Consider the following 22,035-nt stretch of genomic DNA (forward strand, 5'->3'; position numbering starts at 1 on the left):
GAGATCGAGGTCAGCGGTTGCCGCCACCAAGCCAACGTCCACTCAGAGCTGGAGACCAGATGACCACGACCGAGTTTCCCTCGGCGGCAGCACGGGCCGCCGCCGCTGCCGCCCTGGCCGAGGACGCGTCAGGGAAGGACATCACCACCGAGTGGAGCGTTCCCGAGGACCTGGCGGCCACGGCCGAGATCCGCACCCGGCAAAGCGGCATCGCCGCCGGCCTCCCCGTGGTTGCCGAGGTCTTCGCGCAGGTCGACCCCGAGGTCAAGGTCGAGCCGGCCGTCGCCGACGGCGCCCGACTGGCCGATGGTCAGGTCCTGGTGCACCTATCCGGTTCGGCGCGCAGCCTGATCACCGGGGAGCGTGCGGCGCTGAACTTCCTGCAGCGCATGTGCGGCATCGCGACGCTGACCGACCGCTACGTCCAAGCTGTGGCAGGGACCAGGGCGCGCATCCTGGACACGCGTAAGACGGCGCCGGGCCTGCGCGCCCTGGACAAGTACGCGGTCACCGCCGGCGGCGGCCACAACCACCGCCTCGATCTTGCGGCGATGGTCCTGCTCAAGGAGAACCACATCGCCGCGGCGGGCGGGGTGACCGGCGCGATCGAGGCGGTCAGGCGCGGGATGGCGCGCACCGGGCAGACCGTGGAGAGCGATGTCGAGGTGCAGACCGTCACACAGGCCGTCGAGGCCCTCGACGCCGGAGCCCGCTGGATCATGCTCGACAACATGCCGGTGGCCGACATCGAGCAGGTCGTGAAGCTCCGGGCCGGGCGGGCCGACGCTTCCCGGATCCTGCTGGAGGCCTCGGGCACCATCCGCCTGGACACAGTTCTCGCCATCGCCAGGACGGGCGTCGACCTCATCTCGGTCGGGGCGTTGACGCACAGCGCGCCCGCACTGGACCTGACCATGCTGCTGACCACCGGCCCGGTGCCGTGTCCGAGGTAGCGGTCGTCGACGCGTGTCGGCGAGACGGCGCGGGGGCAGCCCGACCGCCGTTCTGGAAGATGCGCCGTTCACCGACGAGGAGCGATGCCGCATTCCCACGGAGTTGGGAACATCGCACGCCGTCTTCCTCCGCGCGACCGGAATCGAGCGTGGTCAGCCCGCGTACACACTGCGGTTCTTCACCGCCCAGGACGAACTGCCCGCCTGCGGCCACGGCACCGTCGCCGCCCTCGCCGTGCTCGCCGAACGGGAAGGCGGCGACCACGACTACCGCGCCGTCCTGCGTACAGCCCACCGCAGCTTCGATGGTCGGGCAAGCCGAAACGGTGACGGCCCTGACGGCGTCGTTCGGTCGTCCGACTTCGACGCCGTCTCCGTCGGCTCGCTGACCCACAGCGCGCCGGCGATGGATCTGAGTACGTTTCTGGTGATCAATTCCGAACACAGGAGGAACCGTGGCCAAGGGCTACTGGGTCAGCGTCTACCCCACCATCACAGACCCTGAGGGGCTTGATGTCTACAACGAACTGGCCGGTCTGGCCGTCAAGGCCGCAGGCGGGCGGGTGCTCGCCGGCATCGGCAGCCGGGTCGTCGCACACGAAGCCGGAATCGCCGAGCGCGTTGTCCTGATCGAGTTCGACAGCTTCGAACAGGCGGTCGCCGCATACGAGAGTGCGGCCTACCAGAAGGCGCTGGCCGAACTCCCCGACGGCTTCGAGCGCGACTTCCGCATCATCGAAGGCCTCGACTGACGACCGATGCTGCGTCAGGGAGGAACACGATGCCGGCTGCGGGACTCACCTCGGCTCGTCAGCGCACCGCACCGTCGCGAAAAGCGTCAGGCCGGTGGCATCGGCGGTGATGTCCAGTCCGGCGACGGTTCCCGGCGGCGCGGCGGCGCGGCGGCTCGGACGTCGGCCTTGATGTCGGCTGGGGTGCGTTCGACGAGGTTCCAGCGGCCGATGTGGGGCATCACGGCGGCGTACGGGTTCGGGGTCGCGATGTTGGAGAAGTGGAACGCGCCTCCGGGGCGGCACAGCCGGGACAGGGTGGCGCGGATCAGGGCTCGGGCGAAGCGTTCTTCGAGGTAGTCGAAGAGGCCTCCGGCCAGAACCAGATCGAAGGGGCCGTGGTCGGCGGCCAGGTGGGCGGCGGTGCGCAGGACGTTGCCGGGGGCCGCGGCGGTCTGGGCGCGGGTCGCGGGCGGCAGGTGTGTGAGGGCGTGCTGGAGGGCGTCGGGGCCGACGTCGTTGAGGACCAGGCGGTCAGCGGGGTGCAGGAGAGCCGGGTCGACCCGGCGCAGGTCGGCGGCGCCTCCGGACGCGAGCAGCAGGATGCGGCGGCCGGTGGCGCGCGGGGGCCGTGCTCGGGACGTCCGCCGGGTCGCTCCCGAGTGCGGACTCGATGAGCGCGGCCTGGTGGGCGATCTTGTTGCGGTGCTGGTCGGTGATGGGAGCGTGCAGGAGGTAGTCGTCGAAGTGGTGGCCCCAGGTGCCGGGCACGCCAGGTGACCTCATCGGGATCGGGGACCACGGCGTCCGGCACCACGGCTTCGTGCACGCCGAGCCAGTGAGGGCTCAAGCCGCTGCGGTTGATGAACGTGAACAGCAGGCGCGGCAGCGCACGAATGCCCAGCTCTTCGGCCAGCTCCCGCGCGGCGGCCTGTTCATAGGACCCTCGGCGACCCGCGGAGGCCAGCCCAAAATGTCCCGTCTCGCTGAAGGTGAGGCAGGGCAGCGCGCTGACCTGGGGTGCCTCAGACAGAGCGAGATGTTGGGTGTTCGTCGGGTCTCGCTCAACCTGAGGTTTTCCGTCACGATTCCCTGGGCTTGTCGGCCAGGAAGAGACCCTGCTGGCTCGGTCAGGGTTTCTCGCTCTCGTCGGGTGTGCGGACCATTGGGGCGCCCAAGACGAGGCCAGCTTGCTTCTACATCAAGTCTGGCCGTGTTGCCTTCGCCCGTTACCCGTTACGCACGGTAGAGAGATGCGAGGGATTCAGCTCCAGCGCATAGCCCAATCAGGTCATCAAGAAAGTAGCTCATTGCGGCCATGGTTGACCCGTCTCTGCCGTTGTCCGTTTGCTGAGCTCGCGGCTTCCAGGGGTTACGACCCTCCATAAAGAGCCACCTGGCGGCCTGTCGCACATCAGATGCCCTGTTCTGCGCCAGCCAGGGCAACCCATAGTCGGTGACGCGCGGACGGACCTCCTCGTCCAGAATGCGGCACTGGGACGTTACGCGTGTCTGCCACTTGCGCATCGTCGTCCATTGCGATGTGTACCGATGCATGGTGGAGAAGCTGTCAATCGGCCTGCGTGCGGAAGGGTTGGGCACCAGGTCGTTGAACTGCATGAAGAAGGTGGCGACCGCCTCCTCCCGCTCGGCATCTGCCATGCGCACCGTCCGCACCGTTCTCAGGTTGGCACGCATGCCTCGCAGCTTGGACCCCAACTGTTGGATGTCTGTTGCATTGAACGGCTCCAGGAGGGCCGAGGTGAACTCGTTGATCTCCTGAACGGCGTGAGCTCGTGCGCGAGTTTTCTGGCGTGCCTCTTCCTGGGCCTGCCCGAGGTGACTGAACACCAGCAGAGCCGCGGGAACACCGAAGCACAGCGAGGTAAAGCTGGAGACGAGATTGGTGAGGAACTCGTGGCCTTCCCACCATCCCCGCATGTCGGACCACAGCCCGAGTGCCAGGAGCAGGAATCCGAACAGCAACAAGGCAATGGACCATCGGCGGATCAGTCTGGGTGTCTCCAGCCACCAAGTCTGTGCTCTGAAGAGTCTTCCCTGTGCCATTCAGCCCTCCGTGATCGTCTACCAATCGAAGGTAGCCCACAGGAACAGAGGCTTAGCAGGGTTCCAGGGAACTACTCCGCTGAGGCAACCTGCCGTGAACGGCAGGGCCGCGCCGCCCTCCAGATCAGGCCGGCGAGGATCTTGGCGACTTCGAGTGGCAGGAACTCGGGGGTGGACAGTGAGCGTCTCCTTTTGGGAGCACGGGGCCACGCAGCGGTGGGTGACGAGTGCGCACCTGCACCATCACGGCGGGGCGGGCGTCGGCCAGCGGCCTGCCGGGCGATGGACGGGCGCGGCCAGTGCTCGGGCCGCTGCAGGCTGGCGCGGCCGCGCCGTGTCCTCGCACTTCTGTGTCCATCCTGGGTTATTGCCAGCAGGGAGGAAACATCACGGTTAGTTGACCGTCGGACCGTAGCGGAACTCCGACCAGCAGACGGAATGGCGCGCACCTTATGCAGGCAGCCCGCAGCCTTGGCCGCGGCCACCGTGCGATGCATGGCCACAATCGAGTATTGACCGGCCGTTCTTCCGCCACATCAATCCAGCTTGCCCGAGCCTGGACAGCACTTGCAGATCACCGGGACAAGCGATGCAATCAGGGCTGCAACAGAACTGTTGCAGCCCTAATCATTGCCGTACTCGGACTCGGCACGGATGTACTCGTCGATGTCACCTTGAACATCGAAAACGATATTCAAGCCGACTTGCTTGAGCAGCTCATAGCCGTTGAGTACGAGCTGACACCCTGGGCAGCTGAAGTGGTCGGCTGCGATGCTCAGGGTCACCGAGCCATCGCCCCATTGGTCTCCATCTTCCGTGACAGAAAGGGCCGAAGGGTAGTGGACCTCCTCATTGACCAATTCGTCACCTTCGAGAAGCCCAGTTGAGCCGCAGGCCGGGCAGTCTGCAGCCACGCTGTGGTCCAGCGTCGCTGATAGGTACTGTCCGGTCTTCCACTCGGCAGCAACCTTCGCAGGTAGGGTTCCGTCGAGCCATTGCCGGCGACGCTGCTTCGCCCTCTCAAGCAAGGCTTCGACGCGCTGTTCGATGTTCTTGGCATTCTGCTCAAGATATTTAACGACCACGGGCTCACGGTGGCTGCCCACCAACTCGTCGAGGTCGCGGTCGAGAGCTGTGACCAAGATCGCGGCTTGGGCCCAGTATCTGGGCCACCAAGCCTGAGGCGGGATGGCCATGAACCCGGCGCCACTGCTGTGCAGGTACTCATTACGACCATTGATGATCTTCATGGCCTCTGACTGGTCGAAGGGCTTGAATGCCTTGTGGCATCGAGCCATCAAGGTCTTGGCTCGGACGGAGGTGAACCTCGCGTCGCCCTTGACTAGTCCCGTGGCGATGAGGAGATTGGTGCCTTCTTCGTTGGGTTCCGCGATCAGAAGTGGGGAGACCCGCGCGAGGGCAGCCTTGGCCAGAAGCTCGAGTGCCAGGGCAGCCCAGAGTGCCTGTTCGTCGAATGATCTGGGGTCGTCGTCCATGGCACGGTTCAGAAAGAGCTTGGCCTTCGTCCAGAGTGCCTCGTGATCGAATGGCCTACTCATGATGCCTCGCGGTTCAGGTGGAAGGTGAGCCGCTGGATCTCTCGGTCAGGTTCATGTGCTGCGGAGGCCCGAGCATGCAGCACGCGACGATTGTCGATCAAGAGCACTTGGGCTGGCTCGCACCATTGGTGCTCTTTGGTCTCCCGTTCCGCGAAGAACTGCACTGACTGCCGCGCGCGGGCGTCGCAGGGGATCATGCAGCCCGGGTCGTAACGCAGGTGGCCACCCTCTATTGCCGTAGCGAAGAAGCTGTCGTTTCCGCTAGTGATCAGGAAGACGCCGTGGTGGACGAACTCCGGCAGTCCTCCAATGAAACGACCGTAGCGGTTCGTGGACCACAGGCGGGTGGGGGTCGTGCTGGTGGTTTCGCATGCCAGAACCACGATGTCTGGGGGGTGGCGGAGATGGGCCCCGTCGGTGTGCAAGGGCTGGGCGCCCTTCCCGTAACGTGCGCTGAGCGAATTGGGCTCCGCCTCGGTTCGACCGACTGGGCGCAGAGTGTTGAGAGCCGGACCACCTCGTCGCGTCGGCACTTCAGCCCACTTGAGCCGGGTCGCGTCGCGCCTCACCTGGGCCAGGTCCGCCTGCCCGACGGCCCAGCCCCGCGTTTCGCTCTCTTTGAGCAGGTTCTCCAGCATCCGTGCCATGTCGCATTGTCTACTGCCTCGGGGCTCGGCCCCGCCACCGGATTCGGACCTCTCAGTACGCTGCCGCAGGACGGCCTCGGCCCAGGAGTGCTCGGACTCGAAGCCGAGGACGAGCCGGTCGGGGCGGAGGGTGTCCTCGATGGCGAACGACTCACGCAGGAACTCGAATCCAGTCGGGGCGTGCCAAGGACTACGTAAACGAGTTCAACGCGGCCCTGGCCCCCTGGCGGCGCGAGCCGACCGTCCACGAGTTCGTCCAGCGGACCGCAAGGAGTTCGGCGTCGCCGCATGATCTGAATACTGTCTGCGGCAGTCTCGGTCTCAACGCTGTGGGGGCGACAGCGCTGAGCGCTGTGGCAGCACCCGGACTGTGCCTTCTCTGGCGCCGGATGTGCTCTTGACGTTGTCGTTCTCCACTTCCAGGACGTGGATGATGCGGACGAGTCGCTTGATCTCCTCGCGTAGCTCGTTGTGCTCTGGCGGGCCTCTTCAGAGCCTCCGCGAGTTCGTCGCGCTCTTGCTGGAGCCGCTCGGTGTCCTTTGGGTGGATGTTCTGGGCTCGCACCAGGGCATAGAACAGGTCTTTGAGTCCGTGAGCTTGTTGCGCTTCAAGCCCGCTTGCTCGGCGAGCGACTTGATCGTCAGCTGGCCGTCGGACCGCAGGTGAACTCCGGGCAGCAGCCGCACCATCGCATCGGTGATCGCCTGGATCTCGTCGGTGTCGTCCGGCCACTGGGGCCGGGCGGCTTTGGCGGCGAGGCCGAGCGCCGAGGGGATGATCTCCGTCAGCTGCCCGGACGGTTCCTTAACTGCGGCGTCCTCCGGCTCGTCGGCGAGTGCTGGGGAACCGGTCATCGGTTGTCCGCTGTCCTCGGCTCGGGAACGATGCGAGTGGCTTCGTGCTCGTTGATGCTCGATTCCAGCATCTGGTCGTGTTGGCGGAGCCGCTGGGCCACCGGAATGGGGTTGAGGCCGTCGGCGAACTCTTCGGTAATGGCCTGCCGTGCCGCTTCGGCCCACTCGACACGGACTGCTGGCTGAGTTAGGGCTGACGGTGTGTGAAGAGGACCGCCCCTGGAACGCTCTCGTCGAGGTCGAGGAGCATGTGGGCCTCGACCGTGAAGCCAGCATCGCGAAGCCAGGTTGTCACTTGGTCAGGTTGGCGGTGGTGGACGTAAACGTTCATCGGGTGACCGCCGTAGCCCTGCGTCTTCAGCCTCGACTCGTCGCCGACGTGAAAGCCGAGCAGCAGTGGTCCGCCAGGGCGTAGCACCCGGTGGAAGTGGCTGAAGACCGTGGGGACAGCATCGTCGGGGACGTGTATCAACGACCAGAAGGCGAGCAGGCCGGCGAGCGAAGCGTCGGCGAGGTGGACATCCGTCATCGAGCCGACTTCGAACCGCAGGCTGGGGTGGTCGCGCCGCGCGAGGTCGATCATCGCGGGTGAAAGATCGATGCCGAACGCGTCCACGCCCAGCTCGTGCAGGTGAGCGGTGACGTGTCCAGGTCCGCAGCCCACGTCCGCCACCGGCCCGCCGCTGGTGGCGTGCACCAACTCGGCGAACAACGCCAGAGCTGCTCGAAGGTAGGGCTCCCCGGCCAGAGCCTCGCGCAGCTGGTCGGCATAGCTGACCGCGACCGTGTCGTAGGACGCGCGGGTGTCTGCTAACCACTGGTCCGTGTTCATGCCTCGACACAGTAGCCCCAGTGATCAGGATGTCGTGCAGAGTCGGTGTGACGGATGATCACCGCCGACGAACCTGAACAACTCCGTGAGGTCCTTTCGTCCCTGACGCCGGACAGGTAGCGCCTCGACCTCGACCGCGTGGTGTTTCACCGTGCATGAGAGGGGGTGTGTCGCAGAAGTCTGCGCATGATGAGTGGAGGCCACCACTCTGGCGTGCCGGGTGCAGCCGACGCCACCCGCATCAGTTGACGTTCCTGTTCGTCCATCCGTTCATTGATCCTTTCCGCGACCCGTGTGATTTCGCTTGTGAACCATGGGATGGCGGTCGTTCTCAGCCGTCGTTCGGGAGGCAACCGCCGCTCGAACTCTCGGTGAAAGAGCTGAACATCGCGGGGGCTGCCGAGAGCTCGGTGGCGCCAGACCGGAGACGCGTAGATCCCCAGGACTTCGACGAGGTCTGGCAGGAGAGCGGCCTCGCGCATCGCGTAACTTCGGCGCGCAAGGGGCTCGTTGGGAGCGATGAGGTCGAGAAGGCGTTCGGTCCTGTTGACGGCATATCCGTGCTTGGCCAGCTCGCGCCAGAAGTCGACGCATTCCTGGTAGGCAGCGAGAACCCTTCGGGGTGTCCGCCGCCGAAAGAGCCGGTGGAGTCTCCGCTGCGCATGGACGATCTCAGGGGCTCGGTTGAGGCTGAACTGTCCGTCGATGGGGCCGGCGAAGTTGGCCATGTAGTGCCCGTGGTGGGTGCCCGTCCATCGGCGGTGTTTGACACAGAGGTGATGGTGTCCACTGATGACCCAGATTTCGACTTTCCAGTCGTCCCGTCCGGTGCGGGCCGCAACGCAGGGATGGCAGGCCCAGCTGCGGGCGAGACCTTCGTACTGCTCGTGGGGCCAGGGGCCTGGAGTGGCCAGCTCGGGCAATTTTCGCATCAGCAGAAGAGGGGCCTGCCCGCTGCGCGTGGCTAGGAGTTTCACGTTGTCTTGGGGCGATTCCGCTGTGTAGAAGCGGCGGAGTATGCGTTCGGGCGGCAGCCTGTTGAGCAGGGCGAGCCGTGCAATGTAGGACCGCAGGGTCTCGTTCGGGAAGGGGGTGGTGGTCAGGGGGAGCGGCCAGGCTGGTCCGTAGAGGTCCGCGGAGGGGGTCATGCCGATGTCCGGTAGGCGCTCTCGCTGGCGTGGTCGACGTGAATGGTGTGCAGCTGGCGGCGGGTGATCCGCTCGCTGCCGTCGAGGATTGCCGAGATGGCGGCGGCCCGGATCAGGTGAGAGAGGCTGCCGATCATGCCGCCGGTGCGTTGGTGGAGGTAGGCGTGCAGCTTGGCCAGGGTTCCTGGAATGTGGTGATGGAGGGGGAGGGTGTCCTCCATGGTCGCCACCAGCCCTTCCCACTCCGCTCCGGGCGGGAAGGGGCCGGTGTGCAGGAGTGTGCAGCGGCCAGCGATCTGGCCGCCCCGGATTCCGGCGAACAGCCCGGAATGCTCGACGTCGATGCCCGCATAGACGAATGTGGCGGGCAGGTGCTCGGTGAAGTACTTCAGATGGTCGGACAACTCCTCACCCGCAATGGTGGCGAGGTTCATCAGGTGGATCTCATCGACCAAGACGAGATCGGTGCGGGCCTCCGTAAGCACTTGGCAGACGGAGCTGGTGATGTCGGCGGTGTTGTGCCTGGGGGAAATGGTCGGCAGCTTGAGGAACCGGGCGAACTCCAGCGCGAGCTTGCGGGCCGAGCCCTTGGGCGGGGCTGTCACGTAGACCACCGGGATGCGCCGGCTGTCTCCGTAACGCTGCCGGATGCGAAGCTCGTGTAGGCGGCCGAGTTGCCGCAGTGCGGTGGTCTTCCCGGTGGTGCGTTCCCCGGAGATGATCAGGCCGCGGCGGGCGCCGTGCTCGCGCCGGTTCAGCACCTTAACTTCTCAGAGACAGGTCAACAGGTCACGTGCTCAGGCTCAAACCGCCAGACGGGTGGCGTGGCGCACTCTTGCAAGCAAGTGCTTGCAATAGTTAGCGGGGTGCGGCACTGTGGAGGCATGGCAACCCTCAACGTCGGCAATCTCGGTGACTACCTGCGCGAGCAGCGGCGCAACGCGCAGCTGTCGCTCCGGCAGCTGGCCGACGCCGCAGGGGTGTCCAATCCGTACCTGAGCCAGATCGAGCGTGGGCTGCGCAAGCCGAGCGCGGAGGTGTTGCAGCAGGTCGCCAAGGCTCTGCGGATCTCCGCCGAGACGTTGTACGTCCGGGCCGGCATCCTCGACGCCGAGCGGGACCGGGACGAGGTGGAGACGCGTGCCGTCATACTCGCGGACCCGACGCTGAACGAGCGGCAGAAGCAGGTGCTGCTCCAGATCTACGAGTCCTTCCGCAAGGAGAACGGGTTCGGGGACGGGAGCGGGGACGGTGACGCTCCGGGCAGTGCCACCGGCGGCGTCGCCGGTGCCGGCGCCGAGATACGCCCGGCCCGCACGGTCGACGACGGTCAGCCCGTCGAGCGCCGTATCCGCGACAACGGCGGTACGTCCGCCACCCGCCGCACCCGTAAGGGCAGCGGCCGCAGTGACACCGACCCGCAGCAGACGGCCGGCTGAGCCGGACCAGGGCACCGGCCGTTCCGCTGCGGATCACACAAAACCCTCAGCCGAAACAGAATCCGGGAGGACCATCACCATGGCCATCACCGACGACCTGCGCAAGACCCTCAGCGACCCGACTCCGCTCTACTTCGCCGCAGGCACCGCCGACCTCGCCCTCCAGCAGGCCAAGAAGGTGCCGGGCCTGGTGGAGCAGCTGCGCAACGAGGCCCCGGCGCGGTTCGAGGCCGTGCGCAACACCGACCCCAAGGCCGTCCAGGAGAAGGCGTCCGCCCGCGTCAAGGAGACGCAGGAGACCCTGCAGGCCAAGGTCACGGAGTTCATCGGCTCCATCGACGTCGACATCAAGAAGCTCGGCAGCACGATCGACGCGGACCTGAAGAAGATCGGCGAGAGCGCCCAGGACTTCGCGCTGCGCGGGGTCGGCGTGGCCGCCGAGTACGCCGTCAAGGCCCGGGAGACCTACGAGAAGGTCGCCGAGCACGGTGAGCAGGCCGTGCGTACCTGGCGCGGCGAGGCCGCGGAGAGCATCGAGGACGTCGCCGAGGGCGTCGAGGAGCTGGCTGTGGCCGTCGAGCCGAAGCCGAAGCCGGTCGAGGTCAAGACGGAGCCTGTGAAGCCCGCTGCCTCCGCCGCCCAGGCGAAGCCCGCCGCCACGCAGGCCCCCGCGGCGAAGAAGCCCGCCGCGCCCGCCAAGAAGGCCCCGGCGAGCAAGACCACCAACGGCAAGACCGCGAGCGGCAAGACCACCGGCGCTCAGACCACCAGTGGCCAGAGCACCGCGAAGAAGACCACCCCGCCGGCGAAGTAGGACGGCGGACGGCGGAGAGCGATCAAACGGGCCGGGCACCCTGGGGGTGCCCGGCCCGTTGTACGGGTACGGTGACGGCGTAGGACGAGCCGAGTCTGGTGGTGGACGTTGTGCTGATGCAGGGCTTCGCAGGGTTGATGTGGCTTCTGAGCATGGCCCTGATCGTTTTCAGCGGCTTCGCGTTGATCGACGCGGCCGTGCGCCGCGAGGACGCGTACCGCGCGGCGGACAAGAAGACCAAGCCGTTCTGGCTGATCATCCTCGGGCTCGCCTTCGTGGTGAACCTGCTCTTCCCGATCCTGTCGTTCCTGCCGATCATCGGACTCATCGCGACGATCGTGTACATGGTCGATGTACGTCCCGCCATCCGGGCGCTCCCGGGCGGAGGCCGCAGCCAGCGTGGCTCCAGCAGCGACGGTCCGTACGGGCCCTGGAACGGCGGCCGGTGACCCCGCCCGGCCGGTGACCCCGCCTCGTGACCCGTAGCCCGTAACCCGGAAGCCGGGTGACCCCGTGCCCCTTGAGCCGGTCACCCCGCCCTGCTCCGGCAGGCCGAGGGCCAGGGAGACTACGGCACCCGGTCCAGCAGCAGTACCGCCACGTCGTCCGTCAGCTCGCCACCGTTGAGGTCGCGCACCTCGTTCACCGCCGCCCGCAGTAGCGCCTCGCCCCGCAGGCCCTCGGCGAACTGGCGGCGGACCATCTCCGTCATGCCCTCCTGGCCGAGCCGCTCGCGGCCCTGGCCGATGCGGCCCTCGATCAGACCGTCGGTGTAGAGCATCAGGCTCCACTCGGCCCCCAGCTCCACCTGCGTCCGCGGCCAGCGCGCGCCCGGCAGCAGTCCGAGGGCCGGACCGTTGTTGTCGTACGGCAGCAGACGGGCCGGTTTGCCCGGGCGGGCCAGCAGCGGCGACGGATGGCCGGCCAGGCACAGGCCGGCGCGGCGGCCGTCCGGCGCGATGTCCACCGTGCACAGGGTCGCGAAGATCTCGTCGTCGGCCCGCTCGTGCTCCAGCACCTGCTGGAGCGTGTTCAGCAGCTGGTCGCCGCACAGGCCCGCCAGGGTCAGCGCACGCCATGCGATCCGCAGCTCCACACCGAGGGCGGCCTCGTCCGGGCCGTGCCCGCAGACGTCACCGATCATGGCGTGCACGGTGCCGTCCGGTGTGCGCACGACGTCGTAGAAGTCGCCGCCGAGCAGGGCGCGCGAGCGGCCCGGGCGGTAGCGGGCGGCGAACCGGAGCGGGGAGCCGTCCAGCAGCGGGGTCGGCAGCAGTCCGCGCTCCAGGCGACGGTTCTCCTGGGCCCGCAGCCGGCCCTCGGCGAGCCGGCGCTCGGCCGACTCGGAGCGCTTGCGCTCCACGGCGTAGCGGATCGCGCGGCTCAGCAGCCGGCCGTCCAGTTCGTCACGGAAGAGGTAGTCCTGGGCACCCACGCGCACCGCCTCCGCGCCGCGCTCGGCGTCGCCCGAGGCCGTCAGTGCGAGGACGGCATGCCTCGGCGCGAGCTCCAGCACGTGCCTGAGCACGGCGAGCTCGTCGTCGCTGTCGCTGCGGCCGGGCGCCGGCAGCGCGAGGTCCAGCAGGATGCAGTGGACGTCGTCGGTCAGCAGCCGCCCGGCCTCCGTCAGGTTGCGGGCCGTGCGGACGCGGATCGGCTTGCCTGCCTGGTCGAGCATGTCCGGCACGATCGGCGAACCGGCCGGGTCGTCCTCGATCAGCAGCAGCGTCAAGTTGGTGTGGGTGGTGTTGTTCTCCACCTTGTCCGTGGTGTTTCCGGCGGTGTCCGGCGTGCGCCGGGCCGTTGCCGAGGCGTCCTTGGCGGAGTCCTCGGCCTGGCCGTCGCCGCACGGGGACGCCGCCTGCGCCTGACCACTCTCCACGGCCGGGATCGCTCTCTGCCGCGGTATGGGTACGGGCATCGTCTTGGGTTCCTTCCCTCCCCCCGAGGGCATGGTGGGTGCGAGGGACCTCGACCCACCGACGGGGACCATAGCGGGTGTCGGCGCCGCATTGGAATGGTGTGAGCCACGCCGCTGTGCCGTCGGCCAGTGTCATATGCCGCGATATGTGCCGCAGTTGGACACGGCTGGGATGCCGTGGGGATGACGAACGTCACGCCCGCGCGTTGTCCGGCAGGAGATTCGGGGTGGGGCAGGTCACGTGGTCCAGGTCACTTGCGAGTTCGCCGCCTCTGGCGCCATGGCCCGCTGTCCGTTACTCGTTACTCGTTACTCGATACCCGCTGACCGATACCTGACGTCCGGTGTCCGGTGTCCGCTCAGCCGTCCTTGGCACTGGCACTGGCATCGGTACCGGTGTCGGCGTCTGCGTCCGGGCGTACCACCCCGAGGATGGGCATCGACCCGGCCCCCGCGAGCGTCACTTCGCGCCCGGGCCGCGGTGCGTGCACCATCGTGCCGTCTCCCACGTACATCGCGACATGGCTGGCGTCGTCGAAGTAGATGATGAGGTCGCCGGGCCGCATGTCCTGGACGTCGATGTGGCGCAGCCGCTTCCACTGCTCCTGCGAGGTGCGTGGGATGCCGCGCCCCGCGGAGATCCAGGCCTGTGAGGTGAGCCCGGAGCAGTCGTAGCTCTTCGGGCCCTCGGCGCCCCATTGGTACGGCTTGCCGATCTGGGCCGTGGCGTACGCGACCGCCTTCCTGCCCTGCGCGGACGCCGTCCCGGTGATCTCGTCGAGGATGCCGGAGTCGAGCCAGGCGGTCTGCGCCTTGTGCGCGGCCTCCTTCTCCAACTCGGCGAGGCGTTCCTGCTCCTCCTTCTGCAGTTCGGACTCGAGCTTCTCGGCCTGCGCGATCTGCTTCTCTGTCTTCTTCTGGGCGGCGGCCTTGGCCTTGCGGCTCGCCTCCAGCTTCTCCCACTGAGCGGAGGCGTCCTTCGCGTACTGCTCCAAGTCCTGCTGGGCCCGGGTCAGTTCGCCGAGCAGGCCCTTGGTCGCGTGCTGGCCCTGGCGCACCCGGCCCGCGCCGTCGAGGAACTCCTGCGGGTCGTCGCTCAGCATCAGACGGGCCTCGGGCGGCAGTCCGCCGCCGCGGTACTGGGCTGCGGCCGCGGCGCCCGCGCGGTCCTTCAGCTCGGCAAGCCGCTCCTTGCCCTTGACGATCTTCTCGGCGAGTTCGACGATCTCGGCGGACTGCTGGTCGGCCTTCTCCTTGGCGGCGTTGTACTCGTCGGTGGCACGGGCCGCCGCGCGGTAGAGCTTGTCGAGTTTCTCGCGTACGGCCTCGAGGTCCTTCCCGGGCGCGAGTGTCGGACCCGCGCTCGGTGTGGAGGTGGGGGTGGGGCTCGGGCTGGCGAACGCCGTGCCCGGTGCGGTCAGCAGGGTGACCGCGCAGACCACGGCCGCGGCCGTCGCGATCAGGCTGCGCCTGCCCGTACCCATATCTCAGCCCCCACCTGATTAATCATCAGTAACATCCGGCACGCCTGGGGATGCTGCCACGTCGGCGCGCGAAACGACAGAGGTAGTGCTTCCCGCCGTCCCCGCACCGGCATGCCCCGGCATGACGATCTCCCCGCCTGTGTGACGAACGACTCAAAGAGATCGTTCCCGGCGGGTTCCGGTCCGGCCCGGCGGGTCCTTGCCGTCAGGGCGAGACGCGCGGCGCCAACGCCTCCCACCGCACCGTCACTTCGCCCTGGCGCCACCGCGCCGGCCCGTCCGTCACCGGCCAGTCGGCCGTCAGCTCCCGGACCGCACGGATCCAGCGCTGACGGGCGCCGTAGGAGGCGTAGGGCGCGGCAGCGGCCCAGGCGCGGTCGAAGTCGCGCAGGAAGGCGTGCACCGGCTCGCCCGGGACGTTGCGGTGGATCAGCGCCTTCGGCAGGCGTTCGGCCAGGTCCGAGGGGCGCTCCAGAGAGCCGAGCCGGGTCGCGAAGGTGACCGTACGCGGTCCCTCCGGGCCGAGTGCGACCCACACGTGCCGCCGGCCGATCTCGTCGCAGGTTCCCTCGACCAGCAGCCCGCCGCGTGAGCCGGTGGCCGGATCGGCCGGCGCCAGCCGGGCGCACAACCGCTCCCACACGGCCGCGACCTCGCCCTCCTCGTACTGCCGCAGCACGTTCGCCGCCCGGACGAGCAGGGGGCGCTGCGGGACCGGGATCTCGAATCCGCCATGGCGGAAGGCGAGCCCGGCCCGCTCGTACGGCAGCGCCGCCGCGACCCGGGCCGGTTCGATCTCGACGCCCACGACGCGCGTGCGTGGTGCGACCGTACGGAGGCGGTGCAGCAGCTCGACGGCGGTCCAGGGCGCGGCGCCGTACCCGAGGTCGACCGCCACGGGATCGGCGGCACGGCGGAGCTCCGCGCCGTGCGTGGCGGCGATCCAGCGGTCCATGCGGCGCAGGCGGTTGGGGTTGGTCGTCCCGCGCGTCACCGTTCCCACGGGGCGGGTCGCGCGGGATGTCATGCGTACGAGGGTAAGCGGCGCTCAGGGGGTGTCCGGCAGGCCCTGAGCCCCGCCCCCGCTCCCACCCCCGTACGTCCCGAACTCGGGCACCCCCGCCGACTCGTATACGTGCACCGACAGCCCGCCCGGTGTCGTCCGGTGCTCGACGAGCCGCAGCCCGGCCGGTGCGCCGCCGTCCGGGAGGAGGCGACGGCCCTGGCCGACGACGACCGGGGCGATCACCAGCCGCAGCATGTCGACGAGCCCGGCGGCCAGCAGGGACTGGGCGAGCCGGGCGCTGCCGTGGATCTGCAGCTCCCGGCCGGGCCGCCGCTTCAGCTGCGCCACCTGGGCGGGGACGTCACCGGACAGGATCGTGGTCGGGTTCCATCCGGCGGTGGTCAGGGTCTGGGAGGCGACGTACTTCGGCAGGCCGTTCATGATCCCGGCGAGGGGATGGTCGGTCATCGCCGGCCAGTCCCGGGCGAAGTTCTGGTACGTCCGGCGCCCGAACAGGAGCCCGTCCGCCTCGCCGAGCCAGCTGCCGGCCAGGCGCTCGAACTCCTCGTCCAGATGCGGCACGAACCAGCCGCCCCGCTCGAAACCGTCGCTGGTGTCCTCGTCCGGGGACCCCGGCCCCTGCGAGACACCGTCGAGTGACAGAAACTCCTGCACCACCAGCTTCATCGCGCACCACTCTCTTCTCGCTGATCGCCGCGACTTCTTCGGGCACCGGTCACTTCTGCAGACACCGGTCGCTTCCTCAGGCACCGGTCACTTCTGCAGACACCGTGGGGCGCGGAAAGTCATCGGTCGTGGCCACCACCGACGGTCCTGATCCCCGGGGGTGAGACCTGTCAGTCCTGACGGACGATGTTCCTGCCCGGGCCGCCGGAGAGTGTGTCCGCGCCGGGGCCGCCGTACAGCTCGTCGTCGCCGCTGTTCCCCCACATCCGGTCGTCGCCGCTGTCGCCGTGCAGGATGTCGTTGCCCCGGCCGCCGTACAGCTCGTCGTCGCCGGCCCCGCCGTAGACCGTGTCGTCACCGTCGTCGGCGCGCAGGATCTGGTCGCCCGCGCCGCCGTGCAGGATGTCGTCACCCGCGCCGCCGTCCACGATCTCGTCGCCGGTGCCGGCGTAGAGGGTGTCGTCGCCGTCACCGCCGCCGGCGTACCCCAGAGCGCCCACCGTGATGACGTCGTCGCCCGCGCCGCCCCGGACGCCGGCGCCGTCGACCCGGCCTCCGGTCGTGCCGGTCCACGTGTCGTCGCCGTCGCCCAGCTCGACCGAGGTGAAGTAGTAGACCTGGTCGGTCGCGTTGTCGAAGGAGGCGGTGTCGGCGCCGTCGGCCAGGTCCACCGCCATGGAGTTGAGCGGTGACTGGCTCTCAGGGGTCTCGACCGTGCAGGAGATCCTGGTGTCGTCGGCGCTGTCGGGGTGGCTGCAGCCGTTCCCGGCGTCGATCGGGACGACGTCGTCGATCACATAGGTGAACCGCGAGCGGTCGCCGGTGTAGGACTGGGTGATCGCCACCTTGTTGGCCTGCCCGGGGGCGGCCGTGTAGGTGAGGTGCCAGCCGTACTCGTTCACCGTGGCGGTGGCCGCCGGTCGCGCGGCGCCCGCCGGGGCGGCCAGGGCGACCGGAACAGCCAGGGCCATGCCGAGAACCGGTGTCAGAACCGATGTGGCGCGTAACAGCCGGCGGCGGCTGACGAGGCGAGAGGGCATTGCGTACCTCCGTGAGGCAGACGTGGACCTTTCGCCTGTTGTGATTCACGGGGCAGGCGCCCGGTTGCCCCCGGCAACGGTGCCGTCTGCCTTTTCACGTCGAAGACAGCACGTGTGACCTGCGTCTTCCGGCCGCGTTCACCTGCCCGTCACGCGGGGATCCGCACTCCCGCCACCCTCGAACGGTTGAGCGAGGAGTGGTAATGATTCGGTAAAAGTCGCGAATGGGGAAATGGAGTTCCTTCTTCCGGTGTTCCCCTCCTGCAGGGCACGGCACGTGCGCCCTGCGTGAGGCATGCCCGGAGCGAGGAGGAACGCCACGTGAGCCACTACATCGGCAGGCTCGGGCGGCGCTCCGCGTCCGCCCCCGCGCGTCTGCGACTCCACCGCAGGCCCCGCCGCGTCGCCATGCTCTCCGTGCACACCTCCCCGCTCCACCAGCCGGGCACCGGAGACGCCGGCGGCATGAACGTCTACATCGTGGAGCTCGCACAGCGCCTCGCCGCGATCAACGTCGAGGTCGAGATCTTCACGCGCGCCACCGCCGCCGCCCTCCCGCCGACCGTCGAACTGGCCCCGGGCGTCCTCGTCCGGCACATCGACGCGGGCCCCTACGAAGGCCTCAACAAGGAGGACCTCCCCGCCCAGCTGTGCGCCTTCACGCACGGCGTCATGCAGGCCTGGGCCGGTCACCGCCCCGGCCACTACGACCTGGTCCACTCCCACTACTGGCTCTCCGGCCACGTCGGCTGGCTCGCCGCCCAGCGCTGGGGCGTGCCCCTGGTGCACGCCATGCACACCATGGCCAAGGTCAAGAACGCCAACCTGGCCGACGGCGACACCCCCGAACCGGCCGCCCGCGTCATCGGCGAGACCCAGATCGTCGCCGCCGCCGACCGCCTCATCGCCAACACCACCGAAGAGGCCGACGAACTCGTACGGCACTACGCGGCCGACACCGACAAGGTCGCCGTCGTCCACCCGGGAGTGAACCTCAGCCGCTTCTCGCCCGCCGACGGCCGCGCCGCCGCCCGGGCCCGTCTCGGCCTGCCCCAGGACGCCCTGATCCCGCTCTTCGCGGGCCGCATCCAGCCCCTGAAAGCACCGGACGTGCTGCTGCGGGCCGTCGCCGTCCTGCTCGACGAGCGCCCCGACCTGCGCTCGCGCATCCTCGTCCCCATCGTCGGCGGCCCCAGCGGCAGCGGCCTCGCCAAGCCCGAGGGCCTGCAGAAGCTGGCCGCCCGCCTCGGCATCGCGGACGTCGTACGGTTCCGCCCGCCGGTCGGCCAGGACCAGCTCGCCGACTGGTTCCGCGCCGCCTCCCTCCTGGTCATGCCCTCCTACAGCGAGTCCTTCGGCCTGGTCGCCATAGAGGCACAGGCGGCAGGCACCCCGGTGCTGGCGGCATCGGTCGGCGGACTGCCGGTCGCCGTACGCGACGGACACACCGGCTTCCTCGTGCAGGGCCACGATCCCGCCGACTACGCGCGCGTGCTGGGCGACTTCGCCGACGACCCGCACCTGACGCCCCGGCTCGGCGCGCAGGCCGCCCGGCACGCCCAGTCCTTCGGCTGGGACACCGCGGCCGCCGCCACGGCGGACGTCTACACGGCCGCGATGCAGGCGCACCGCCGTCGCGTACGCTCGCACCATGGGTGACGCGGCGAAGACGGAAGCGGAAAAGACGGCAGCACAGGTCATCGAAGCTGCTCTGAAAGACGCGGACCTGGAGTGGGAGAGCCCGGAGCCCGGCGCCTACGTCGCACAGCTCCCCGGCACCCGCAAGCTCAAGACGACGGTCTCCCTGATCGTCGGCCGCCACTCCCTCTCCCTGAACGCCTTCGTCATCCGCCACCCCGACGAGAACGAGCAGGCCGTCCACCGCTGGCTCCTGGAGCGCAACCTCAAGCTCTACGGCGTGAGTTACGCCGTCGACCGGCACGGCGACGTCTACGTCACCAGCCGGCTGCCCCTGTCCGCCGTCACCGCCGACGAGATCGACCGCCTGCTCGGCCAGGTCCTGGAGGCCGCGGACGGCAGCTTCAACACCCTCCTGGAACTCGGCTTCGCCTCCGCGATCCGCAAGGAGTACGAGTGGCGGGTCTCCCGCGGCGAGCCGACCCGCAACCTGGACGCCTTCGCCCACCTGACGCAACGCCCGGAACACTAGGAAGCTTTCCGGTAACGGCCCGGCGGCACGCCCACCAGCTTCCGGAAGTGCCGGGTGAGATGCGACTGGTCGTAGAACCCGGTCGCCACCGCCACCTCGCTCGGCGACCGCCCTTCCAGTAGCAGCCGCCGGGCGCGGCCCACCCGCAGGGACGTCAGGTACTGGTGCGGGGCGATGCCGTAAGCGGCACTGAACGCCCGTACCAGATGGGCGGGATGGGCCCCCACGAGCCCGGCCGCCTCCCGCAGCCCGACACCCTCGACGACCCGCTCGTCCAGCAACTCGCGCAACCGGCGCGCCAGAACGGGATCGGCCGGCCGAGGGGCAACGGGGTCGCCCGAGTCGCCCCGCAGATGCCCGCGCAACCGCTCCCCGACGAACAACAGCCGGCTCTCGGCCTCCAGCTCCTCCCCGGGCCGCACCAGCGCGCCGTGCAGCTGCCCCACGCGCCGTCGCAGCAGCGGATCACGCAGATCGGGCCGGTCGACGGCGGCCCCGATGAGCTCGTCGGCGAGATACGTCCCGTCGAGATACAGCACCCGCTTGCGGAAGCCCTCCGCGGTGACCGGGGAGCCGTTGTGCGGGACGTGCGGGGGCAGCAGCGACACGGTGTCGTGCGGGGTGCCGTGCTCGTGCCGGTCGAGGTCGTACCGTACGGCGCCGGTGTCGACGATCAGCAGCGTCCAGGCCTCGTGGACGTGCATCGGATACGCGTACTCGGTGAAACGGGCGTGGAAGACCTCGACGACACCCGGGACGGCGGGCCGCCAGGCGGAGACGATCCGGGCGGGCTGAGAGGCCATGCAAAGAACGTACAAGACCCCGGCGAGCACTGCCGGGCACGCTCGGATCGTGAACACGCACACCGAACCGCCGGGACCGGAACCGATCCGCTTCGACACGAAGATCGCCGTATTGCTGCGCGACGACCTCGAGCCGTGGCAACGCCTCAACGTGACGTCGTTCCTGGTCAGCGGCCTGGGAACGCAGGTACCCGAGGTGATCGGCGAACCGTACGAGGACGCGGACGGCGTGCCCTACCTGCCGATGTTCCGCCAGCCGGTCCTGGTCTTCGAGGCCACCAAGGAAACCCTGACCACGGCCCACACCCGCGCCTTGTCCCGCTCCCTGCCCCGTGCGCTCTTCACCTCCGACCTGTTCGCCACGGGCAACGACCGCGACAACCGAGCGGCCGTACGGGCGGTGCCGACGGCACAGCTGGATCTGGTCGGGCTCGCGGTCTACGGCCCGAAGAACGCGGTGGACAAGGTGGTGAAGGGGGCGCGGATGCATCCCTGAAACCAAAGTCGGAGGCGGGTAGACCAACGGCTGATGACAGGGCGGACGGCCCTTCCCGAGACTCGTCCCATGGAGGAAGCCAGGAAGGTTCGCATGGGAAAGAGGCCCGTTCCGCCCCGGCCGACGGGCCGGGCCACCGAACTAGCGGAATCGGCATGGGCCATCGTGCTCTTCTGCGTGGCCTGTGGTGCCGTCGCCGGCGCGCTGCTGCCGCTCCTCGCCCGCTGGCTGCTGACCCTGCCGTGGGCACCGTTCGAAGGCCCGGCCGAACTGCTGACCTCGGTCCCGGAACCCGCCCTCACCCTCGGCACGGTCGCCGTGGGCGTCCTCGGCGGCCTGCTGCTCGGCTTCACGGCGGCGCACGACTCGCTGTCGGTCGGCATCTCCGGCACCCAGGTGACCCTGACCATCAGGGACAGCTCCCAGGAGTTCCCCCGCGACGAGATCTCCGTGCTGTTCCGGGACGGCAAGCAGCTCGTTCTGCTCGGCCCGGACGGCATGGAACTGGCGAGGGAGCAGTGCGGCCTGCCCTGGCAACGCCTCGCGGACGCCTTCGCGGACCACGGATACGCGTGGGTGGAGGAGGACCCGTACCGCGCCGAGTTCCGCCGCTGGGTCCCCGGCACCCCCGGCCTGCCCGAGGGCGCGGACGCCCTGCTGAGGGCACGCGCACAGGCCCGGAAACACCAGGACGACGCCAAGGACGCCCGGGAGTTGCGCGCAGAGCTGCTGCGGCTCGGGGTGGTCGTACGGGACGAGGAGAAGCGGCAGTACTGGCGGCTGGTGCGGCGGGCCGGCGCGGAGGGCGAGGGAGCTTGACCGGGGTGGCTGGGAGAGGGACCGTAGGCCCGCGTCAGGGGGCGCAGGCCTCGGCGATCGACAGGCTGTTCTCGTAGAGGTGGTGCCGGGCGATCCGGCCGTCCTCGACGGTGAGCCGCAGCGCGAACGGCCCCTCGAACGACTTGCCCGTCGCCCGTACGGTCCCCGAGAGGTGCCCCATCAACACGGCGTCGTTCCCGTCGACGAGGAAGGTGTCGACGGACGCACGGGCATCCTCCGGCACGGTGTACTCCATCAACTCGGCGCCCTGCGCGGCACATTCCGCGGCGGTGGACCGCGGCCGGATCCACGGCACACCCGGGTTCTCGGCGAGCAGCCAGTCGACCTCGTCGGAGAACAGCGCGGTGAGCTTCTCGGTGTCCCCGGCCAGCCGGGCGGCGAGGAACTCCTTCACGACGGCCCGGGTCGCATCAGCGACGGAAGCCGGGTTCGTGGAAGTGGAGGCGGAGATGACGGACATGGGCACTCTCCACGCGACTGGGCCGGGTGCGACCCGCGTTTCCTGCGGACAGGGCCGATCCTGCCGGGGGAGCGGAGGGCCGG

General features: G+C 69.0%; 26 protein-coding genes. 12 read left to right on the forward strand and 14 right to left on the reverse strand.

Translation table 11 applies throughout. From position 1 onward, the window contains the following. Window positions 1–59: 59 nt before the first annotated feature. From nadC to IE97_RS0121495, 3 genes are read left to right on the forward strand one after another with little or no spacing between them, the layout of a single operon-like run. Window positions 60–953 (forward strand): carboxylating nicotinate-nucleotide diphosphorylase, encoded by an 894-nt coding sequence (gene nadC, locus IE97_RS0121490; RefSeq protein ID WP_051705064.1) that lies wholly within the window; start codon window positions 60–62, stop codon window positions 951–953. A gap of 13 nt (window positions 954–966) precedes the next feature. Continuing rightward, complete coding sequence (locus IE97_RS40585) at window positions 967–1,458, forward strand: PhzF family phenazine biosynthesis protein (RefSeq protein WP_234310620.1); 492 nt, start codon at window positions 967–969, stop codon at window positions 1,456–1,458. Beyond that, window positions 1,409–1,705, forward strand: coding sequence for a DUF1330 domain-containing protein (locus tag IE97_RS0121495; protein WP_030243046.1), 297 nt, complete (start codon window positions 1,409–1,411; stop codon window positions 1,703–1,705). Before IE97_RS40585 ends, IE97_RS0121495 begins: the two co-directional genes overlap by 50 nt. An 86-nt stretch (window positions 1,706–1,791) precedes the next feature. Here the strand turns inward: IE97_RS0121495 and IE97_RS43470 are convergent, their stop codons facing one another. Then, a complete protein-coding gene (locus tag IE97_RS43470) occupies window positions 1,792–1,926 on the reverse strand; it encodes a hypothetical protein (protein WP_267881794.1) in 135 nt (44 codons plus the stop codon). 39 nt (window positions 1,927–1,965) lie between these two features. Between IE97_RS43470 and IE97_RS42190 the strand changes: the two genes are divergently transcribed. Next, window positions 1,966–2,361: a hypothetical protein gene (locus IE97_RS42190; RefSeq protein ID WP_030243048.1), complete on the forward strand. Its 396-nt coding sequence runs from the start codon at window positions 1,966–1,968 to the stop codon at window positions 2,359–2,361. A 559-nt stretch (window positions 2,362–2,920) separates the two neighbouring features. Here the strand turns inward: IE97_RS42190 and IE97_RS0121505 are convergent. The 5 genes from IE97_RS0121505 to IE97_RS0121525 all read right to left on the reverse strand — a co-directional run bounded on the left by IE97_RS0121505 (window position 2,921) and on the right by IE97_RS0121525 (window position 7,644). Continuing rightward, window positions 2,921–3,751, reverse strand: coding sequence for a hypothetical protein (locus IE97_RS0121505; RefSeq protein ID WP_158708323.1), 831 nt, complete (start codon window positions 3,749–3,751; stop codon window positions 2,921–2,923). Between the two features lie 623 nt (window positions 3,752–4,374). Next, window positions 4,375–5,247, reverse strand: coding sequence for a hypothetical protein (locus IE97_RS0121510; protein WP_199809832.1), 873 nt, complete (start codon window positions 5,245–5,247; stop codon window positions 4,375–4,377). A 59-nt stretch (window positions 5,248–5,306) separates the two neighbouring features. After that, a complete protein-coding gene (locus IE97_RS0121515; protein WP_106975403.1) occupies window positions 5,307–5,957 on the reverse strand; it encodes a TauD/TfdA family dioxygenase in 651 nt (216 codons plus the stop codon). Window positions 5,958–6,446: 489 nt separating this feature from the next. Further along, a complete protein-coding gene (locus tag IE97_RS0121520; protein WP_030243055.1) occupies window positions 6,447–6,812 on the reverse strand; it encodes a hypothetical protein in 366 nt (121 codons plus the stop codon). Between the two features lie 187 nt (window positions 6,813–6,999). Further along, window positions 7,000–7,644, reverse strand: coding sequence for a class I SAM-dependent DNA methyltransferase (locus tag IE97_RS0121525; protein WP_030243057.1), 645 nt, complete (start codon window positions 7,642–7,644; stop codon window positions 7,000–7,002). A gap of 245 nt (window positions 7,645–7,889) precedes the next feature. Between IE97_RS0121525 and IE97_RS42195 the strand changes: the two genes are divergently transcribed. Beyond that, the gene (locus IE97_RS42195) at window positions 7,890–8,612 is read left to right on the forward strand and encodes a hypothetical protein (RefSeq protein ID WP_158708324.1); all 723 of its coding nucleotides are present in this window, start codon (window positions 7,890–7,892) and stop codon (window positions 8,610–8,612) included. Window positions 8,613–8,788: 176 nt separating this feature from the next. Here the strand turns inward: IE97_RS42195 and IE97_RS0121530 are convergent, their stop codons facing one another. Then, window positions 8,789–9,553 (reverse strand): ATP-binding protein, encoded by a 765-nt coding sequence (locus tag IE97_RS0121530; protein ID WP_037844568.1) that lies wholly within the window; start codon window positions 9,551–9,553, stop codon window positions 8,789–8,791. 123 nt (window positions 9,554–9,676) lie between these two features. Here IE97_RS0121530 and IE97_RS0121535 point away from each other — a divergent pair, with 123 nt between their 5' ends. The 3 genes from IE97_RS0121535 to IE97_RS0121545 all read left to right on the forward strand — a co-directional run bounded on the left by IE97_RS0121535 (window position 9,677) and on the right by IE97_RS0121545 (window position 11,494). Continuing rightward, window positions 9,677–10,231 carry a helix-turn-helix domain-containing protein gene (locus IE97_RS0121535; RefSeq protein WP_030243061.1) on the forward strand — a complete coding sequence of 185 codons (555 nt, stop codon included), beginning with the start codon at window positions 9,677–9,679 and terminating at the stop codon, window positions 10,229–10,231. Between the two features lie 79 nt (window positions 10,232–10,310). Continuing rightward, on the forward strand, window positions 10,311–11,045 hold the full coding sequence (locus IE97_RS0121540; RefSeq protein ID WP_030243064.1) for a hypothetical protein: 735 nt from the start codon (window positions 10,311–10,313) through the stop codon (window positions 11,043–11,045). A gap of 116 nt (window positions 11,046–11,161) precedes the next feature. Then, complete coding sequence (locus IE97_RS0121545) at window positions 11,162–11,494, forward strand: DUF2516 family protein (RefSeq protein WP_030243067.1); 333 nt, start codon at window positions 11,162–11,164, stop codon at window positions 11,492–11,494. A 119-nt stretch (window positions 11,495–11,613) separates the two neighbouring features. Here the strand turns inward: IE97_RS0121545 and IE97_RS0121550 are convergent, their stop codons facing one another. From IE97_RS0121550 to IE97_RS0121570, 5 genes are all read right to left on the reverse strand, one after another. After that, window positions 11,614–12,966, reverse strand: coding sequence for a PP2C family protein-serine/threonine phosphatase (locus IE97_RS0121550; RefSeq protein WP_030243069.1), 1,353 nt, complete (start codon window positions 12,964–12,966; stop codon window positions 11,614–11,616). A 359-nt stretch (window positions 12,967–13,325) separates the two neighbouring features. Beyond that, the gene (locus IE97_RS0121555; protein ID WP_030243071.1) at window positions 13,326–14,450 is read right to left on the reverse strand and encodes a C40 family peptidase; all 1,125 of its coding nucleotides are present in this window, start codon (window positions 14,448–14,450) and stop codon (window positions 13,326–13,328) included. Between the two features lie 205 nt (window positions 14,451–14,655). Further along, window positions 14,656–15,477 carry an SAM-dependent methyltransferase gene (locus IE97_RS0121560; RefSeq protein ID WP_106975404.1) on the reverse strand — a complete coding sequence of 274 codons (822 nt, stop codon included), beginning with the start codon at window positions 15,475–15,477 and terminating at the stop codon, window positions 14,656–14,658. A gap of 21 nt (window positions 15,478–15,498) precedes the next feature. Next, window positions 15,499–16,143 (reverse strand): dihydrofolate reductase family protein, encoded by a 645-nt coding sequence (locus IE97_RS0121565; protein ID WP_030243077.1) that lies wholly within the window; start codon window positions 16,141–16,143, stop codon window positions 15,499–15,501. A gap of 170 nt (window positions 16,144–16,313) precedes the next feature. Next, window positions 16,314–17,183, reverse strand: coding sequence for a calcium-binding protein (locus tag IE97_RS0121570; protein ID WP_030243079.1), 870 nt, complete (start codon window positions 17,181–17,183; stop codon window positions 16,314–16,316). Window positions 17,184–17,504: 321 nt separating this feature from the next. Between IE97_RS0121570 and mshA the strand changes: the two genes are divergently transcribed. Beyond that, window positions 17,505–18,842, forward strand: a complete 1,338-nt coding sequence (gene mshA / locus IE97_RS0121575; protein ID WP_030243082.1) for a D-inositol-3-phosphate glycosyltransferase — start codon at window positions 17,505–17,507, stop codon at window positions 18,840–18,842. Beyond that, window positions 18,835–19,353 carry a YbjN domain-containing protein gene (locus tag IE97_RS0121580; protein ID WP_030243084.1) on the forward strand — a complete coding sequence of 173 codons (519 nt, stop codon included), beginning with the start codon at window positions 18,835–18,837 and terminating at the stop codon, window positions 19,351–19,353. The genes mshA and IE97_RS0121580 overlap by 8 nt, the downstream gene beginning before the upstream one ends. On the opposite strand, the gene IE97_RS0121585 is transcribed toward IE97_RS0121580, so the two are convergent. Beyond that, window positions 19,350–20,156, reverse strand: coding sequence for a helix-turn-helix transcriptional regulator (locus tag IE97_RS0121585; RefSeq protein WP_030243086.1), 807 nt, complete (start codon window positions 20,154–20,156; stop codon window positions 19,350–19,352). The two genes, IE97_RS0121580 and IE97_RS0121585, sit on opposite strands and share 4 nt — an antisense overlap. Between IE97_RS0121585 and IE97_RS0121590 the strand changes: the two genes are divergently transcribed. Next, window positions 20,155–20,652 carry a DUF2000 domain-containing protein gene (locus IE97_RS0121590; RefSeq protein ID WP_234331847.1) on the forward strand — a complete coding sequence of 166 codons (498 nt, stop codon included), beginning with the start codon at window positions 20,155–20,157 and terminating at the stop codon, window positions 20,650–20,652. The two genes, IE97_RS0121585 and IE97_RS0121590, sit on opposite strands and share 2 nt — an antisense overlap. Window positions 20,653–20,745: 93 nt before the next feature. After that, entirely contained in the window at window positions 20,746–21,471 is a 726-nt protein-coding gene (locus IE97_RS0121595) for a hypothetical protein (RefSeq protein ID WP_030243091.1), read from the forward strand. A 34-nt stretch (window positions 21,472–21,505) separates the two neighbouring features. Here IE97_RS0121595 and IE97_RS0121600 read toward each other — a convergent pair whose 3' ends face one another. Then, window positions 21,506–21,952: a nuclear transport factor 2 family protein gene (locus IE97_RS0121600; protein WP_030243094.1), complete on the reverse strand. Its 447-nt coding sequence runs from the start codon at window positions 21,950–21,952 to the stop codon at window positions 21,506–21,508. Between the last annotated feature and the right edge of the window lie 83 nt (window positions 21,953–22,035).

Origin of the sequence: Streptomyces sp. NRRL S-455, from assembly GCF_000717875.1 — a bacterium.
Lineage (GTDB): Bacteria > Actinomycetota > Actinomycetes > Streptomycetales > Streptomycetaceae > Streptomyces.